The sequence below is a fragment of the Bacillus paramycoides genome, from assembly GCF_001884235.1.
GTDB classification, from domain to species: Bacteria; Bacillota; Bacilli; order Bacillales; family Bacillaceae_G; genus Bacillus_A; species Bacillus_A paramycoides.
Genome location: NZ_MAOI01000118.1, coordinates 1 through 18,047 on the forward strand (window position 1 = coordinate 1; position 18,047 = coordinate 18,047).

General features: G+C 35.4%; 13 protein-coding genes. 4 read left to right on the plus strand and 9 right to left on the minus strand.

Annotated features, from left to right (window positions below; genetic code table 11):
- The 4 genes from BAU28_RS24695 to BAU28_RS24715 form a co-directional block, all read right to left on the minus strand.
- Positions 1 to 2,277 (minus strand): Cna B-type domain-containing protein (locus BAU28_RS24695; RefSeq protein ID WP_116500473.1); only part of this gene is annotated, 2,277 nt, incomplete at its 3' end.
- A 2,157-nt stretch (positions 2,278 to 4,434) separates the two neighbouring features.
- Positions 4,435 to 5,388, minus strand: coding sequence for a TRM11 family SAM-dependent methyltransferase (locus BAU28_RS24700; RefSeq protein WP_071720432.1), 954 nt, complete (start codon positions 5,386 to 5,388; stop codon positions 4,435 to 4,437).
- Positions 5,389 to 5,898: 510 nt separating this feature from the next.
- Positions 5,899 to 7,473 (minus strand): N-acetylmuramoyl-L-alanine amidase, encoded by a 1,575-nt coding sequence (locus tag BAU28_RS24710; protein WP_071720433.1) that lies wholly within the window; start codon positions 7,471 to 7,473, stop codon positions 5,899 to 5,901.
- A 219-nt stretch (positions 7,474 to 7,692) separates the two neighbouring features.
- Positions 7,693 to 8,742, minus strand: coding sequence for a M42 family metallopeptidase (locus BAU28_RS24715; RefSeq protein WP_002170589.1), 1,050 nt, complete (start codon positions 8,740 to 8,742; stop codon positions 7,693 to 7,695).
- Between the two features lie 128 nt (positions 8,743 to 8,870).
- Here BAU28_RS24715 and BAU28_RS24720 point away from each other — a divergent pair, with 128 nt between their 5' ends.
- Complete coding sequence (locus tag BAU28_RS24720; protein WP_071720435.1) at positions 8,871 to 9,050, plus strand: hypothetical protein; 180 nt, start codon at positions 8,871 to 8,873, stop codon at positions 9,048 to 9,050.
- A 20-nt stretch (positions 9,051 to 9,070) separates the two neighbouring features.
- Here the strand turns inward: BAU28_RS24720 and BAU28_RS24725 are convergent, their stop codons facing one another.
- The 3 genes from BAU28_RS24725 to BAU28_RS24735 all read right to left on the minus strand — a co-directional run bounded on the left by BAU28_RS24725 (position 9,071) and on the right by BAU28_RS24735 (position 10,610).
- Positions 9,071 to 9,397 carry a nucleoside triphosphate pyrophosphohydrolase gene (locus BAU28_RS24725; protein ID WP_016119674.1) on the minus strand — a complete coding sequence of 109 codons (327 nt, stop codon included), beginning with the start codon at positions 9,395 to 9,397 and terminating at the stop codon, positions 9,071 to 9,073.
- A gap of 17 nt (positions 9,398 to 9,414) precedes the next feature.
- Entirely contained in the window at positions 9,415 to 9,735 is a 321-nt protein-coding gene (locus BAU28_RS24730; protein ID WP_071720437.1) for a hypothetical protein, read from the minus strand.
- A 62-nt stretch (positions 9,736 to 9,797) separates the two neighbouring features.
- Positions 9,798 to 10,610 (minus strand): enoyl-CoA hydratase, encoded by an 813-nt coding sequence (locus tag BAU28_RS24735; protein WP_082182934.1) that lies wholly within the window; start codon positions 10,608 to 10,610, stop codon positions 9,798 to 9,800.
- Between the two features lie 303 nt (positions 10,611 to 10,913).
- Between BAU28_RS24735 and BAU28_RS24740 the strand changes: the two genes are divergently transcribed.
- Positions 10,914 to 12,308 carry an O-antigen ligase family protein gene (locus BAU28_RS24740; RefSeq protein ID WP_071720439.1) on the plus strand — a complete coding sequence of 465 codons (1,395 nt, stop codon included), beginning with the start codon at positions 10,914 to 10,916 and terminating at the stop codon, positions 12,306 to 12,308.
- Positions 12,309 to 12,401: 93 nt separating this feature from the next.
- Here the strand turns inward: BAU28_RS24740 and BAU28_RS24745 are convergent, their stop codons facing one another.
- Together BAU28_RS24745 and BAU28_RS24750 are read right to left on the minus strand one after the other, a co-directional pair.
- Entirely contained in the window at positions 12,402 to 13,433 is a 1,032-nt protein-coding gene (locus BAU28_RS24745) for a hypothetical protein (protein WP_071720441.1), read from the minus strand.
- Between the two features lie 9 nt (positions 13,434 to 13,442).
- Positions 13,443 to 14,900: an MBOAT family O-acyltransferase gene (locus BAU28_RS24750; RefSeq protein WP_071720443.1), complete on the minus strand. Its 1,458-nt coding sequence runs from the start codon at positions 14,898 to 14,900 to the stop codon at positions 13,443 to 13,445.
- Between the two features lie 227 nt (positions 14,901 to 15,127).
- Between BAU28_RS24750 and BAU28_RS24755 the strand changes: the two genes are divergently transcribed.
- Both BAU28_RS24755 and patB1 read left to right on the plus strand, forming a co-directional pair.
- Positions 15,128 to 16,543: an MBOAT family O-acyltransferase gene (locus BAU28_RS24755; RefSeq protein WP_048373491.1), complete on the plus strand. Its 1,416-nt coding sequence runs from the start codon at positions 15,128 to 15,130 to the stop codon at positions 16,541 to 16,543.
- 175 nt (positions 16,544 to 16,718) lie between these two features.
- On the plus strand, positions 16,719 to 17,909 hold the full coding sequence (gene patB1, locus BAU28_RS24760; RefSeq protein WP_071720445.1) for a secondary cell wall polysaccharide O-acetyltransferase PatB1: 1,191 nt from the start codon (positions 16,719 to 16,721) through the stop codon (positions 17,907 to 17,909).
- Positions 17,910 to 18,047: the final 138 nt, after the last annotated feature.

The following is an 18,047-nucleotide window of genomic DNA, read 5'->3' on the forward strand; positions in this document are numbered from 1 at the left end:
CACTTCCGATTTGTATCCCGCTACCGGTTGCTCTTTTACTGTATACGTATAAGCAACACCATTTGCATCGTATTGTGCTAGATCTGCAAATGTATATTTCCAACCGGTTGCCTCTGTTACGTCTTGTGTTTGGATCACGTTTCCGTTTTGTAGTAAATCTACTTTGATTGAGCTTGGACGATCCAGTGATGCGTTATCCTTCCAAGTTTTTGTTCCTTCTACTGTTGTTTTGCCTACTTTTGTATTTGTGATGTCATAACCGTTTACTTCCGATTTGTATCCCGCTATCGGCTGTTCCTTCACTGTATACGTATAGGCAACACCATTCGCATCATATGATTCTAAATTTGTAAATGTATATTTCCAACCATTTGCCGCTGTTACGTCCTGTGTCTCGATTACATTACCATTTTGTAGTAAGTCTACTTTGATCATTTCCGGACGGTCTGTTGCATTTCCATCTTTCCACGTCTTCGTTCCTTCTACTGTCATTTTCGCTACTTTTGTATTTGTAATATTGTAGCCATTTACTTCCGATTTGTATCCCGCTACCGGTTTTTCTTTCACTGTATACGTGTAAGCAACACCGTTCGCATCATATTGTGCTAAGTCTGCAAATGTATATTTCCAACCGTTTGCTGCTGTTACGTCTTGTGTTTGAATTACGTTTCCATTTTGCAATAAATCTACTTGAATTGAGCTTGGACGATCTGTTGCATTGTTGTCATTCCAAGTTTTCGTTCCTGAAACAGATGTTTTTGCATCTTTTGTATTCGTAATGTTGTAACCATTTACTTCGGATTTGTATCCTGCTACTGGTTTTTCTTTTACTGTATACGTATAAGCATTACCATCATTATCATATGCAGGTAGATCTGCAAACGTATAGTTCCAGTTATTCGCTGCTGTTACGTCTTGTGTTTTGATTGAATTTCCATTTTGCAGTAACTCTACTTGGATTGAGCTTGGGCGATCTGTTGCATTGTTGTCATTCCAAGTTTTCGTTCCTGAAATCGATGTCGTTTTTACCTTATTCGGAACCATCAGCTTTACGCCTTTTGCAGCATTCGCATCAATTGTAAAAGGTACTTTTGCTTGTGGATCGAAATCCAAGTAGTTTGGTGCTGAAATTTCTTGTACATAGTAATTTCCTGGATCTAAATTAGGAACTTCGACCATACCTTGTGCATCCGTTGTATACGTATCGCCAATTTGCTGACCTGACTCTGTGTACAATTTAAATGAGACATTTGGAATGAATTTTTCTGTATTTCCTTCAATATGCTTAACAATTCTTAACGTTCCTTTAGGAGGTAAATCACCTTGAGCACCACCACCCAAATCTATATTTTTAACACTGGCACTCTCTGATTTAGATACTTCCTCTTCACCCGTAACCTTGTAGTTTACGCTATAATTATTAAAAAATGATTCTAGTTTCTTTCCACTATCAGATATATTTGCTTTATATTCAAAAACAAAAGTAAGACCATTGGCCTTATCCTTATTAATAACAGCATTAAATCCGTTATCACCAATAAACGTTACCGTTCCATAACCTTGAGCTTGGAATTCTTGTGGTGTCATAGGGCTAGCAAACCCTCCAATACGGAGACTATCTTGATTAAGCGTTTGCCCCTCTTGTAAAGTATCAGTCAAAACAATATCACTATCTACATTTTGTTTTGACGTATTTACATTTAAAACCCATTGTATTTCATCAGTGTTTTCTGGTTTAATCTCACCTGTTTTGTACGAAAACGGTGAAGATCCACCACCACCACTAGTCGGCCCGATAATCGTTACCGTTTTCTTTTCTAATTGTGTACCTAAATTCGTTTCAGTTGTTACCGTTTGTCCCTGTGCAACATTAATTGCTTTAACTTGGAAATAAAAATTCCCTCTAATATTTTGAAGTTTCTCAACTGTATCACTAAATGTACATACGACATTAGTTGTATTTATTTTACAAGTACCAAAATTAACACCTGCATCATTATTTAATGGAATCGTTCCACTATATCCTTTCAATTCCGAAGGTAACGTTAATGTTAGTGTATCTCCAGCTTTCATTTGATTCCCAGATTTATCACTAAACTGTACTGCTATTCTTGTTGCTTCTTCGGAATTAAGCGTCGTTTTATCGATTGTAAAACTATCAACAAATCCTGTTGTATTTAATTCTTGTGCACTTGCTATTATGGATGTGAAACTCTGACCTATAGTAAATATAAAAATCATTAAAATCGAAAAAATCGAGGTTACTCTCTTTATCATGTCATTCTCCTATCAATTATTATTAGATGGCTCCTAATATGAATATGCAATGACAATGACTTAATAGGTTGATGGCATTTTTCTCTTTTAATTGTTATACACTTAAAAACTTGAAAACAGATTTCTATAAACGATCCCTCTGTTCTCTATTAAACTTCATTTTTTCTAATGTAACATTAAATTCACCAAGTTTAATGTTTACAAGTTTAACAATTATTGATATTATTGTAACTGGCGAAGTTACGTTCTTTTCATCATCCCTATAAAATCTTGGGATTTTATATCATATCTACCATCTTATGTTGAGCATAAATCTCTGATTAATAATGTTTTCATTTCAATGCTATTAGTTTATTCATATTATTTTCCATTGTTTTCAGATTCATAACATCAATATGTCCAAATTTGATAGCACCTTTTTAATGATTCACAACTTTATTTACCAGAATCTTTTTCCCCCTCCTATAGGCATTTTTTTCATGCTCTCATCCGTAATATAGGACCTTTTGGATACCAAAGATAGTTTTTGTAACTTTTGTAATTGATTTTGTAATTAAAGAAACCAAACATAAATTAATACCTCTTTTGGGATAAACCTCTTATTTTATACTTCCTCCTACATACACCGAAACATCATCCCTAAATGCTTGTTCTAAATCTCTACCTAATTCTTGATTCATTCAGTAAAAATATAAAATCACAAACAATTTTGTTTATCCATATACCTCTTGGAAATCATTTCTCAGATTTGTAATTAGATAGTCTTATACTTTGTAAAAGGATGAACAGCAACGTTCACCAATTTGGGTCAGCTTATGCATTTAGAATCTTAATCACAATCTACATGACTTGTAAAATTCATGGTTACATCTCGCTATTCCAAGTCTTCAATTAAATCCTCAGCTTGATGACTAGATTCATAATTACTTGTAGTTGCTTACTTCTTTATTTGTATGAAACTAAATTTTTCGTTGCTAGGTTGAAACAACGATCTCAATTTCCTTTACAAATATTTGTAATAAGTGTGCAATTAATTGATTAAGGTTTCATAAGAATAACAGAATGCTTACACTCTACTTTTACCAAATAATCACATCTCAGTCACCTCGCTATCTATTTATAATGCTCGATATAATATATAAAATAAAACAAAGAAAGAGTAGTAAGCGTAAATATGAATCAGACAGAAATAAAACTGAATTTTCAGTCTTTTTTGTTTGAAGGAGGATTTTTTCAGCTACTCTTTCTTTGTATTTTGAGTTTAGCACTAAATATAAAGTATAACAAGACAAAAAAATGCAAAATTCTCATAAATTCGACATTTTTTTCACAAAAAATAATACTGATCCTTAATTAGTAGAGATCAGCTGAAATACGCTGTACTTTCATAATTAGCTTTTAGGTAAGAATCCCCTCCACCAATAAAGCCAATTTCCTGTACGTTAAGGAAATTGGCTTATTAATGTAATTCATTGGTTATGTTTGTTTTTTTTGAACGCTTAAATACTAGCCATAAAAATGTTTTTATCTCTTCTTGACTTATACAATGGAGAAATAAATTGTAGAAAAATTTAAACAAGCATTTTGGCGATGAGGAGCATGTAAGGCGATCCCTAAAACAAAAAAGAAAACAACTTGTATAAAAACAGGTTGTTTTCTTTTTTAGGGTAAAACAAAGAAAGAGTGGAAAAGCAATACTCACACTTATAAAGAGTGGAAAAGTAATACTCAAACTTATAAATCAAATGGAGTAAACCAACAAACAAGACTAAAAATTCTGAAATTTTAATCACTAAGGGTTTTTGTGTACTCTTTCTTTGTTGTTATGAGTATAACATTAAAAATTACATGAATCAATAAAAAATTACATAATTCTTATATTTTCGACATTTTTCGCAAAATGATGCTGGTTGTTAATTAGTGTGGGTTACCACACATCTCCATGGTTCTGATGCAATGATTGCATCTATTTGAAAGAGGTATATAGATTCCTAATGGAATCTATTCTTATGCAGCCATTCCGAATAGTTGATGGATGTGTGGCGGTACCCCATAATAAAAAGGCAGGAACATTTTGTACATATCAAATATGTTCCTACCTTTGATTTTATTGAGTTTAACATCTATGACCTAAATATAACGATCGGGTGACCTTTCCTATTCACAAATAAGAATTTGTCTAGAGAATGTTCCTTTTTTTGCGACGCCACGATCTGTGATTTCGAATCCAGCTTCATGAATCATGTCGTCCATTGTTTCCATCGTTACAACGACTACTTTTTTTGCGATACGGCGCGCACTTGAGAGAATTGAGAGTTGATCTTCTGGTGTTGCGTGCGTAAATAGGTCGTACGGCATGTCGATAATTGCGACGTCGTAGCTCTCAGTAATTTCTTCAATTGGGCCTTTTGTTACTGTTCCTTCAAATCCGAAATGTGCGATGTTTTTTCTCGTTCCAAGAACCACAAGTGGATTTATATCTCTACCGACGATGTTAATCCCCATAGAAAGTGCTTCTACTACTACCGTTCCAATGCCGCAGCACGGGTCAATTGCTCGTACTCCCTCTGGATTTGGTACAGCGATATTTGCGACAGCTCTAGCAACACGTGTGCTCAGTGATGTCGAATAGCTATGCGGTTTTTTTATGTGATGATACCAAACCGGATCACTTTCTACATAGTGTCCGAAGTACCAACGTCCTCCAAGAGGAACAATCCCGAATACGCGCTCTGGATTACGAACGTCTGCTTCTCCCTCAATATGCATACCAAGGTCTCGCTCAATGAGACGTCTTTCTCCATATTCAATTTTACTCTCTCCAACAAGGTCATTAATTTTAACAAAGATAACTTTGAACGTTGCTCCTGCCAAGTCGATTTGTTCCACTTGTTTCAAAATGCTCTCCAAGTCGTCTCCTTCATACATAACTTCAATTCGTTCTTTAATAAACGGGCTTCTACTCGGATCAATTTTGACATCACTTTTCAAAATGTTAACGTGAGACTCCATTCCAAACAATGAGCGCATTTCCAAGTAGCATAAAGAACGCTCATCCTCACGGAATGCATACGTATATATACATGCAGGTGTTTTACTATGATTACTCAATCTATTATCATCCTTTATCGTTTAAAATTGTTATTATCACAATTACTCAAATGCTTTTTCACGTAAAGTGAAACTTTTATCAGTGGGAAGCCTTATCCCCCACTGATAATTAGCCCGCACCAATCGGGCTTTTACGGGCAGCCCGACTCCCACCTAACTTCCTCGTGTTCGTCTAATTTCTGGGTGGGAATCTTACTGCTCGTAAATAGCGGGATAAAATTAAATGATATCATATGCTCGAAATAAAGAGAAACTTTTATAATTCATTTATTGAACTATCCCATTTACCTTCTAGACAAACTTATTCTGTTACCTCGTAGCAAATCTTTAACAAGAAGAATCTTTAGGATTCTGCCTAACCGCCAGCCATCTCTCACCTACTCACATCGGACCATGTCCTATCCATTCCTTGAGGTGGGAGTCTTACTGCCCGCAAATAGCGGGATAAATTAAAAGAGACTGCCTCTCGGCAATCTCTTCCATATTTACATTCTAAAGTTATCTCTATTATTAACGGTAAGAAGATACGTCTTTACCTTGCCATTCATAGTAATCTAGAATACCAGCATAAATTGCTTCTGCTGCGCGTTGTCTCCATTTTTCTGAAGATAGTTTTTCACCTTCGTCTTTCGCATCGATGAAACCTAATTCAGTTAAAATAGCAGGCATTGTATTATATTTAACTACATAGAAGTCATCTGTTTTTACACCTCTATCATTTGATTGAAGTGCGTTCACTAGACGTTTTTGTACTTTTTCTGCTAGTACACGGCTTTCTTCTGAGTTTGGATTTGTTGCTGATCTATAGTAGTATGTTTCCGTTCCTTCTACTTGGTTATTGTAGCCATTTGCATGGATACTTACGAAAATATCACCGTTATTTTCTTGCGCAAATTCTATACGTTTCTTTAAAGAATCACTAGCAGTATCTCCTGGTCTTGTATCATTATTACGTGTTAATAAAACAGTGAATGGAGTCTTTTGTTCAAATAATTTTTGCACGCGTAAAGATGTATCTAGTACAATAGCACTTTCATCCATGTTTACACCAGCATGTCCAGGATCCACTCCACCATGACCTGGATCAATAATAATCGCTTTTCCTTCTAAGAAGTTACCTTGTTTCGCTGGGTTTAATTGATTTTTATCAACCCATTGGAAACCAGCGCCCACACGGATACGAATCCAGCTACCATTCTCTTCAATAACAGTTACTTTTTGTGCACCATATGTACCTAGCACTTTAGACTGATGTGAAGCTTCTGCATACGCAGTAAACCCTTCATTAATAACATCTGTTTTCTCTGTTAAAGGTGTCCACTTGTCACCTTTACTTGTTGCAATCTTCATCCATCCATCCGCTCTTTGCTCTTTCACTTCAATCATCTGCGGTTGATGTTGAACGTCAGTAATACCAGATGATAATGATGCTTGATGATATGTAATAAAGTTTCTATTCATATACATTCTTTTCGATGTATTTGTTTTATTTTTATCTGCCATTGCGATAAACTGAGCTGCTTCGGCACGACTTACAGTACCGTCAGGATTCCAGCCATTTCCTGTACCCTTTGAAATCTCTAAAGCTACTAAAATATTAGCTTTTTCCTTACCCCAATGATTTTCCAAATCTTTAAATTGTGTTGGAAGTTCTCCAATAATTTTCTTATCTAATGAATATGCTTGTACAAGCATAGCTGCCATAGATGCACGGTTAATTGGGCTTGATGGATTGAAATTCCCAGTACCATCTCCACTAACTACACCTGCTTTTTCTACTGCAGCAATATATGGTGCTGCCCAATGATTTTGTGAATCTTTAAAAGATGGTTTCGCTTTTGGATCAATTGGTAAACCAAGAACGATCGCCAACAACTTTGCAGCTGATCCTTTATCTACCGCTTCAAATGGAGCGAATGTTCCATCTGGTTTTCCATCAAGCGCATTTTTACTAACTAAATAGTCTACTGAACTTTGCGCCCAATCTGGAACATCTGTAAATTTTTTCTCTGCTGCGAAACTACTTAATGGAGACGATAATAAACTTGCGGCTAAAATACCTGCCGCGACTGCACGATACTTCATAAATAATAATACTCCTCTCGAAAATCAACGTTAAAAACGCGAAATCTTAATATACAAATTATGGATAAAACAAACAAAAAAAATTAGCGCACCTCTATCATTTTATAATACTAGAATTCTGTAGTAAACCTACTTTCTTAATATTGTACAATAAAATGCAATTAAATTATTTTTTATGCACAAAAAAGTGGTTGATTCATAGAATCAACCACCCTCTCACTATTCTACTATCATCTCTGATAATACATATGCATAAACAAGCGCTTCTGTATGTGCAATCGAGCTTTCATGCGTACGCTCAAATGCATGAGAAGAGTCAATACCAGCTCCAATTAACGCATGCTTCACATCAAATCCAGCGCGAATCGCAGCTGATGCATCTGATCCGTAGTATGGATAAATATCCACTTTATACTCAATAGCATTCGCTTTCGCCAGTTCCACTAAATGTTTACGTAAAGCGTAATGGTATGGACCACTAGAATCTTTCGCACAAATAGATACTGTATATTCATCAGATGCTTGTCCATCACCTAACGCCCCCATATCAACTGCTAAATATTCTACAGTTTCCTCTGGAATGTTAGAGTTTCCACCGTATCCGATTTCTTCATTATTAGAAATTAAGAAATGTGTTGTATATGGCAATGTTACATTCTCATCCTGCAATCTTTTAATTAATTTTAATAAAATTGCTACACTTACTTTATCGTCTAAATGACGTGATTTTATGTATCCACTCTCTGTAATTTGAACGCGCGGATCAAATGAAACGAAGTCTCCTACTTCAATTCCTAACTCACGTACTTCATCTGCTGAAAATACACGCTCATCAATACGAACTTCAATATTTTTCTCATCGCGCTTCGCTTCGCCTGCATCTTTATATACATGGACAGAAGTTTGATGCATTAAGATTGTTCCTGTATACGTCTTACCGCTTGATGTTTCAATTTCGCAATATTCCCCTTCTACAGAGTTCCAGCGAAATCCACCAATCATAGATAAACGAAGACGACCGTCAGGCTTAATTTCTTTCACCATCGCACCTAACGTATCAACATGAGCAGTTAATAAACGATGCTGCTCATCATTCTTCCCTTTTACCGTTAAAATAAGAGCGCCTTTATTATTACGCTTCGTCTCTACATTCCACTCATTCACATAGTTTTCAATGAAATTAATAATTTTCGTCGTGTTTCCAGATGGACTCGGAATAGAGACAAGCTCTTTAATTAATTCCATCGTTTCTTTTGCATGATGTGCCATTGTCGTTTTCCTCCTCATTTTCTCTACTATTCAGTATACAAAATTTGCTATGAAACCTCTACTAATATAGTTTAATTTTCTAAATTATAGTAAAATTTAGTTTAGTACGTAAAAAGGAGCTAGCAAAAATGACCGTAACGAAAAAACATGTACATATTGCACTCATTTGGTTTTTATCCTCATTAATTTGTTTACAAGTTTCTTATGTCGTCCACACTACTACTTCTATTACAATCGGCTGGACATTAACAGTTATCTTCTTAATCATTAGTCTAATTGCAGCAAAAAAGCACAGCGCCACGAAGTAAGCTGTGCTTTTTCTATGAAACTACTCTTCCGAAACGTCCATCAAGTAAATCCCTCTTGTAAAGCCGCCTCGTTCTTCTTCTTTCTGCTTACGAAGACGTTCTATATCTTCAATTGTTGCACCTTCTGCACGCGCTAATGAAATAATAACTTCAAGTGCATCCGCAAGAGAATCTAACGCATGCTCACGCTCTTTCATTGAAGCAAATTCGCGAATTTCTTCCGTACCAATTTTCGCTAACGCTTGTATGTAAGCTTGTCCTGTTAATTTTTGCGCTGTATATGTTTTTCCAGACATTAAAATTTTCTCTGGGACACGATCCCTTACTAACTTGTTATAAGTTGACATCACTTATCCTCCTATTTTTAATAACACCCGAGCTCTGCTTTATAGAAAAACCAATCTTTTTTCACACAAGCACTTAACATATCAATTCCTGATCCATGTGCTCTTACTGTTGGAAAGAAGTAATGCTCTGGCTCCTCTTCCTTATCACTATATAAAGTCGCATACTCAACAGGAATCGCCTCTTTTTTCACATCCCGTTCTTTCGTCACTTCACTAGAGAAAGCAACAATTGGATGTCCCTCAAAGAATAATGCAGCCCGTACTGCAAGAGATGGTGTACTATGCAAAGCATAATATGTAAGTAAAATAATAGCGATAACACCGATAATTTTCTTCATTTATTACTCCTAAAAAAAGTGCTAACACAATTATACTAAAATGTGTTAGCACTTTCTTCACTTTATTCCCCTTTAAACACCGGCAAACGTTTTTCTAGAAAAGCAGCAATACCTTCCTTATGGTCCGCTGTTTGTCTCATCGCATATTGGCCACGCTTTTCAAGTTGCAGCGTTTGTTCTAAATTAGAGCGATTTACTTCACATAAAATTTGCTTCGTTTGAATCATCGCCTTGATAGGTTTTTGTAACCATTCACTAATTTTTTGCTTCACAGCCGTTTGGAAATCCTCACCGATTACTTCATCAATTAAACCGATATCTAATGCTTCTGTTGCCGATAACTTCTTCCCTTCCCAAATAATTTGCTTCGTCATATTTTCACCGACGCGCTTTTGAAGGAAGAAATGGCCACCACCATCTGGAATTAAAGCGATTCCAATAAAGTTCATCGCAATAACTGACGATACATCTGCCATTACATAATCAGCTGTTAACGCAATGCTTAGCCCCAGTCCTGCAGTCGGCCCATGAATCGCACTAATAACAAGCTTTGGCATCGTATATAACGTCACAACAATTTCAGAAATTGTATTCATAATGCCTTCAAACTTGCTTTCATCATTACTTGAAAGCATGGATTTAATATCTCCACCCGCAGAAAAACCACGGCCATTTCCGCATAACACAACAACATGAGCAGAACTTGCCGCTACTTCTTTCAACTTTTGTAACAACTCTTTTAACGTTGGTTCATCTAATGCATTTAAAACCTCTGGACGATTGACCATAACCGTTGCTACGCGCCCTTCATATTTCACAACAACAGATTCTGTTTTACTTGTTACTTCCATTATATATACCCCTCTTTTCCACATAAAGATTATACTTCTATAATTATAGAAAGCATGTCAAAAACCCTTCTTTTTTCTTAATTTTCTGTCTAATATTCTCGTAATTTGTATATAACTCCGTATAAAACATACAATTTCGTTAAAAAATATAGAAATTAAAGTCGGTTTATCGATGCTTTTCATCTATTTACCATCGTAATGAAATGGTGTATTCTTAAGTTTGTTACAAAAACAAATATTGAAATTCATTCGCCTTACTATGTAAATAAGGCTTTTATCCCCATCTCTTGGGTATTGAAATAAAGGAATGAAGAAATGGAGGAACATATGGTTACTAAGTTGAAACAAACGGATAACTACTTCCCGCATTTCCTATTGCTATTCATTGTGTTTCAACCAATTTTAGATTTATTAACATCTTTTTCAATCTATGTATTACACATGAGTGCAACAATTGGAATCGTAGTCCGTTTCGCCTTTATGCTTCTCGCATTAGGGTATCTACTTCTTCATAGAAAACAACATGGAGCGAAAAAGTACATTCTCTATTTATGTCTACTTGGGGTCGTACTAGCAATTGGCCTTGTAAATAATATGATGGTCAAATCTCCAGTTTCATTTGGCGAAGAAGTGAAATTTATTTTAAAGAGCATATATCCAATTGTGTTACTGTTCGGATATATCATCGTCTTTAAAGAGTTAAAAAATAATGAATACGCGTTTCATAAAATCATTACATATTTCTTATATGCAACTTTAATTTTAAGTATCACACTGATTGTTGCCATGCAAACTGGTACAGATTTCCCAAGCTATCCTCACTCAAAGATCGGTTCAAGAGGATGGTTCTTTGCTGGAAATGATTTGAGTGCTATTTTTGCAATTATGTTCCCAATCGTTGTCTTATATTCGATTCACAAAACAACTTCTTTCTCGAAAGTCTATTACTGGATTCCAACAATACTTGCGATGTATGCAAGTATTATGGTCGGAACGAAAGTAGGATACGGTGCAATTGTTCTTACACTTGGTATTGCACTTTTATTCTCATTCATTGAATATATGATTCATCGCAAAAAAGAAGGAAAAGGATTCACATATCTTGTAAACACAGTTGTTGCTGCTATTGTACTAGGAGGCTTAATTGCATTTACACCGCATACTCCTATCGCAAAAAATATGGGCATCCATTTACAAATGTATGAATACAAAAAATCAGTTCAAGAAGAAAAAGAAAAAAAAGAAGGAAAAGTAATTAAAGAAGATCCAGACGAAGCAAAAAAACATGCACAAGGTGAGCTAACAGACTCTGAAGTGAAAAGTTTAATTTACAGTGATCGCGATAAGTTTTTAAACGTATACAAACAATACTATAAAGACGCACCACTATCACAAAAATTATTCGGAATGGGCTACGCTGGTAACTATACGGATAAAATTAAATTAATCGAAATGGACTTCCATGATCTATTCTTTGCATTCGGAATCATCGGTTCTCTTATTTACTTCCTACCATTCCTTTACTTCGGTATTAAATTGTTACTGCGCATCATCGCAAACTTTAAGAAAATATTAACTGTGAAATATATGCTATCAGCTAGCACCATTATACTATCACTTGGAATCGGCTTTATGTCCGGGCACGTATTAACCGCGCCATCCGTTAGTATTTTCTTCGTTGTTATACTCGCTTACGTAATTGTTGATTTAAAGGCGGAATAACTGAATAAAAAACGCTTAGAGAAATAATTCTCTAAGCGTTTTTTTGTCCTAACATTCCCTTACCGCCTCTAGTATTCACAGTACTAATTCTTTCTATTGAAAAGATGCATGAATCTGCTCTAACACCTCATCTATATTATCCTTCGTAATCACAATACCGAAGTCTTTCGGGACATTGCTATCCTCTTCATTCACAACTTTATGCGCGATCATCTGCCCGACTTCCGGTCTGAAATGATGCCCATCCATATAATTGTCTAAATTCTTTGTAACGGAATTGAGATACATGAAATGATGAACTTCTCCAAATACATCTACAGCGTCATGAAGCCATCTTTTATAATCTTCCCATCGCCCTGACTGAATCATCGTACGGAACAGAGGCTCTGAAACAGGCGTTGTAAAAATATAAAACTTCGTATTCGGATTATGAGCCTTTACTGTTCCTAATATTTCTTTCATATTTTGATACTCATAATTCCCGCCGTAAATCTCTCTACTAAACTTATCTACTTGCGCTGCTATTTGTGCATCGCGTTCTTCTTTCGTATAATCACGCATTGACTTTACATTCTCTCGATTATACCGGTCAATAGCCGTATTATGATGGATAGAGTTTTCAATTGTATTCTTTGAATAGGTAATCCCGTCCATACTCACATACGATTTAATCGGGTACAATAAACTTTGCGCCTGATTAATATACACTTCTGGTTTATCAAAGCCGATTTCTCTATTTTTGTTCGTTCCAAGAAAATCTAAACCGAGTACAATTGACGATAATTCACTGCCTTTTTGTTTTTTCGCATATTCAATATACGCATCATATTCACGCGGGTCTGTACTACTCACCGCATAATTAAATGCGTTTAACCCGGTGAAGTCATTCTCGTTAATAAAAGTCGTTCTACTACTTCCAAGTATAACTCCATCATATGTAAACGGACGGTATGTTATATAATTCGTTTTCTGCTGTCTCTCGTTAAACCCAAACTGAACATCATTCCACTTATTTTTATGCGGGAATAACCAAAGTGAATCTATATAGCTATTAAATATCCCAACACCTACAAGAGGAACAAAAACACATACAAAGACGAAAATAAGCCACTGTTTGTTTTTCATATTCTCCACCTAGAAATTAAAGTATAAAAACTCACTAATACTCGTTAAATGTAACACGCTATACACGAGCAATATTGCAGTAAATAAAGCGGTCCATACATTCGGACGGAATGAATCTTTTAACTGAATCGAATTTTTCAAGAAGAAACTAATACATAACGCCCCCAAAATGTACGCTACCATTTTCGGATCTAATAAAGATACATGGTACCCTTCTGTAAATGAAACACCGTACTCTTTTAAAAATTGCAACTTCTCTATTATAAATGCTGGGAATACGCTATTTGCTAATTCGAATCCATTTAATCCAAACATTCCTTTTAACACTTTCACCGCATCATGCATAGATGTTGCCCTAAAGAATACCCACGTTATATTAATAAAGAAAAACGTAACGAGCCAACCAGCAAAGGCCGGCATGCGCCCTCCCGCTTTACTCCATAAGCGATGAATAACAGAAGCCGCGCCGTGCAGGAATCCCCAAAAAATAAATGTCCAGCCAGCTCCATGCCAAAGTCCACTTATTAAAAATACAATCATAATATTCACGTATGTACGTGTAATCCCTTTTCGATTTCCTCCTAGAGAAATATATACATACTTCGTTAAAAACTGGCTAAGCGTCATATGCCAACGATGCCAAAAATCTTGTATATTCACTGCTTTATATGGTGAATTAAAGTTTTGAGGTAATTTAATATTGAACATTAAGGCGATTCCAATTGCCATATCACTATATCCACTAAAATCAAAATATAATTGGAACGTAAACGCTAACGACGAAAGCCACGCTTCGACGAATGTTAATGATTGCTGCACATCAAACCCTTCACGTACAAGGGGTGATAATACATCTGCAATACCTACTTTTTTGAAAATACCAATTGCAAATATGAAAATCCCAAGAACGATATACTTCGATTGCCAACGCTTTTTACTATCATCAGCAAACTGCGGCATAATTTGCGCATGATGTACAATCGGCCCTGCAATAAGCTGCGGGAAAAACGTTACAAACAATGCGTAATCAAGAAAATGACATGCCTTCGTTTCCCCGCGATACGTGTCTACTAAAAATGCTATCTTTTGAAACGTATAGAAACTAATCGCAAGCGGTAACGTTAATGATAATAATGTAAAATGAGTTCCAATTAATGCATTAACATTTTGTAAGAAGAAATCATAATACTTGAAATAACTAAGCATCCCAATATTAAATATTAACCCTACTATTAAAAGAAATTTACTCTTACGCTTCACGAGCCTCATTCCGATAAAGTAGTTCACAATGAGCGACACTAACATAAGCGGTAAATATTTCACATTCCAATAACTATAGAAAAATAAAGAGGCCGCAACGAGCCAAGCTTTCGCTAATGTAGCATGTCCAAATTTATTTAATAGAAAATATAAAAGAAATGCTATCGGTAAAAATAAAAAAATAAACTCAAACGAGTTAAATAACACACCATCTCTTCCCTTCTAAACAAATCACACCTTATTCATCTTATCTTATCCAAATAATGAGTGTCAAAAGGATTCCGTCCCTCTTTTCTTCTATTATATATAGTAATCATTTTAATCGAATTATTAATATGCCAAAATAATAAAGGCGCTTTTATATAAAAAAATATATAATAGGAATGTCGGTTTTTTGCACAAAATGTATTTTTGAAAAAAGTGAGGAGAGTCCTTTGGTATTTAGTAGTTCTATTTTCTTATTTATCTTTTTACCCCTCGTATTATTTTTCTATTTTATAGTGCGTGCCGAGCTACGTAATTTCGTATTACTTGCATTTAGTTTAATTTTCTATGCATGGGGAGAACCACGATTCGTCCTCTTAATGCTCTTTTCTATTTTATTAAACTACTGCTTCGGCCTACTCGTGCATCATTATGATAAACGAAAAAATATGAAAGTCACATTTTTAATTATGGCTGTGGTCGGAAATATTTTATTACTTTCTTATTTTAAATATATTTCCTTTTTCACAGACATTTTGAATCAAACTTTGCATTTATCTATTCATGTGGAACCTATTCCACTACCGATTGGAATTTCTTTCTATACGTTCCAAGCGATGTCCTATGTTATTGACATATACCGTAAAGATGGAGATGTTCAAAAAAATCCACTTAACTTAGCGTTATATATATCAATTTTCCCGCAGCTCATCGCCGGACCAATCGTTCGTTACAATATCGTTGCTGAACAAATTAAAACGCGCATCCATTCTTTTGAACGATTTACAGAAGGTATCCAAATTTTCGTTTTAGGGTTAGCGAAAAAAATATTAATTGCCAACCAAGTTGGATTTGTCGCAGATAAAATCTTCGCCTTACCACCGTCTGAAATAAGCGTTGGAACGGCTTGGATTGGTATTATTGCCTATACTCTCCAAATCTATTTCGATTTCTCAGGGTACTCTGATATGGCAATTGGACTTGGAAAAATGTTCGGATTTGATTTCCCGAAAAACTTCAATTATCCGTACATCTCGAAATCCATTTCAGAATTTTGGAGAAGATGGCACATTACACTAGGTTCTTGGTTCCGCGACTATATATACATTCCGCTCGGCGGAAACCGTGTTTCAAAACTAGCAAATTACCGTAACCTCTTCATCGTATGGGGATTAACCGGTTTATGGCACGGAGCAAGCTGGACATTTATCGCCTGGGGCTTATATTACGGCTTTATTATCTCGATTGAAAAAGCTGGATTTGAGAAAATATTAAATAAGCTATGGAAACCGCTGCAACACGCATATGTACTAATCATCGTTATGATCGGTTGGGTCTTCTTCCGAGCTGATAATTTCGCTTACTCGTTCCAATATTTAAAAGCGATGTTTGGCATGCAGCGACAATCTTTCATTGATGACAACACAATGCTATATATACATGAATACATTATCGTATTTATCATTGCCTTTATCGCAGCGACACCAATTTTGAAACGCGTTAAAAACATATTAGAACTTGCGCCCAAAACGTATATGTTCACGATGCAAGTTGTACGTCCTATATTATTACTCACATTATTTATGATTTCGATTATGTATTTAATTAATTCGACGTATAATCCATTTATTTACTTCAGGTTTTAACTTATCCCGCATTAACGGGCAGTAAGACCCCCACCTCAAAATTCAGCGAAAACAAAGAAGTTAGGTGGGGATCAACTGCCCGTAAAAGCCCGATTGGTTCAACTAATAATCAGTGGGGGATGAACACCCCCCCCACTGATTAAAGTTTCACTTTATGTAGGAAGGAAAAGTTATCATGAAAAAATTGGGGAACATCGTCCTATTTATCGGTTTTCTCACCATTATCTTTTCATTTGGCATATTATCGCTTCTCAAAACTGACCGAGCAATTTCGCCCGTTGAAAATCGTCCGCTCGCTCAAAAACCAGCTCTTACAAAAGAAGCCCTCGCAAAAGGCAGCTTCTTTAAAGACTTTGAGACATATACAAACGATCAATTAATCGGAAGAGATGATCTCATTAAAAACTATACACTTACTCAAATTAAAATGGGCAAGTCTCTCATTAACGATATTATTCTAACTGATGATAAATGGCTTCTAAAAAACCCAGCTTGGACTACAAAATATAATGAGATTGACCAAGCTATGCCAGCTGTAAAAGACTTATCTCAGTTTTTAAAAGAACAAAATATTGAGTTTTACTTTGCTTTACCACCGTCCAAAACGAATGCATTATCATTTAAATTACCTTCTTATATTCACACATATGCACAGGAAAATTTAAATTATTTTCTAAATAAACTTCCAGCGGACGTAAAGCCAATTAAACTCATGGATTATTTTAAGCAAAACTATACAAATGAAGAAATACAAAGTATGTACTTCAAAACAGACCATCACTGGAATATGGATGGTGCCTTCTTAGGCTATCAATATATAATGAACACAATCGGGCAACAATCTTCTATATATAAAGGAAAAGAAATAAAAAAAGAAGATTACACTCGTACGTGCGCTCCAAATACACATCTAGTCGGAAGCTTTAACAACCAGCTATACCAACTGATCGATGCGACTGGTGAAAAACTATGCTACTACACACCGAAAGACGGTTTCAACTTTACAAGCGTAACCGCAAAAGATGTAAACGGCACTGTATATCGCACATTGGATGAACTATATGGCGTAGAAAAACAAAACGATACAACATCATACGCAGGTTATTACACAAACGACTATCCAGAAATCGTCATCGAAAATAACAATGCGCCAAATGATGTACGAGCTTTAGTCCTAAAAGATTCATTCGCAAACGCAATCGTGCCTCACTTAGCACAAAACTTTAAACACACATCCATCCTCGACCTCCGTCACTATCACGAAAAGGATGTATATCAATACATTAAAGACAACAATATTAACATGGTATTGTTTGTGTATAGTGATTCGAATTTGAGTGGTGAAATGTTTAAGTTTAAGAAATAAAAGAAGCCTCTTGTAACCAATTTACAAGAGGCTTCTTCTTTATTTATTCCGCTATTTGTGGGAAATAATAAAGTGAAACTTTAATCAGTGGGGGTTTTGTTCATCCCCCACTGATTATTAGTTGAACCAATCGGGCTT

Coding starts and splice junctions, on each gene's coding strand:
- BAU28_RS24725 (WP_016119674.1), bottom strand. CDS start 9,397: ATGTCAACTTATAACAAGTTAGTAAGGGATCGTGTCCCAGAGAAAATT.
- BAU28_RS24730 (WP_071720437.1), bottom strand. CDS start 9,735: ATGAAGAAAATTATCGGTGTTATCGCTATTATTTTACTTACATATTAT.
- patB1 (WP_071720445.1), top strand. CDS start 16,719: ATGAAAAAATTGGGGAACATCGTCCTATTTATCGGTTTTCTCACCATT.
- BAU28_RS24715 (WP_002170589.1), bottom strand. CDS start 8,742: ATGGCACATCATGCAAAAGAAACGATGGAATTAATTAAAGAGCTTGTC.
- BAU28_RS24740 (WP_071720439.1), top strand. CDS start 10,914: ATGGTTACTAAGTTGAAACAAACGGATAACTACTTCCCGCATTTCCTA.
- BAU28_RS24745 (WP_071720441.1), bottom strand. CDS start 13,433: ATGAAAAACAAACAGTGGCTTATTTTCGTCTTTGTATGTGTTTTTGTT.
- BAU28_RS24720 (WP_071720435.1), top strand. CDS start 8,871: ATGACCGTAACGAAAAAACATGTACATATTGCACTCATTTGGTTTTTA.
- BAU28_RS24710 (WP_071720433.1), bottom strand. CDS start 7,473: ATGAAGTATCGTGCAGTCGCGGCAGGTATTTTAGCCGCAAGTTTATTA.
- BAU28_RS24735 (WP_082182934.1), bottom strand. CDS start 10,610: ATGTGGAAAAGAGGGGTATATATAATGGAAGTAACAAGTAAAACAGAA.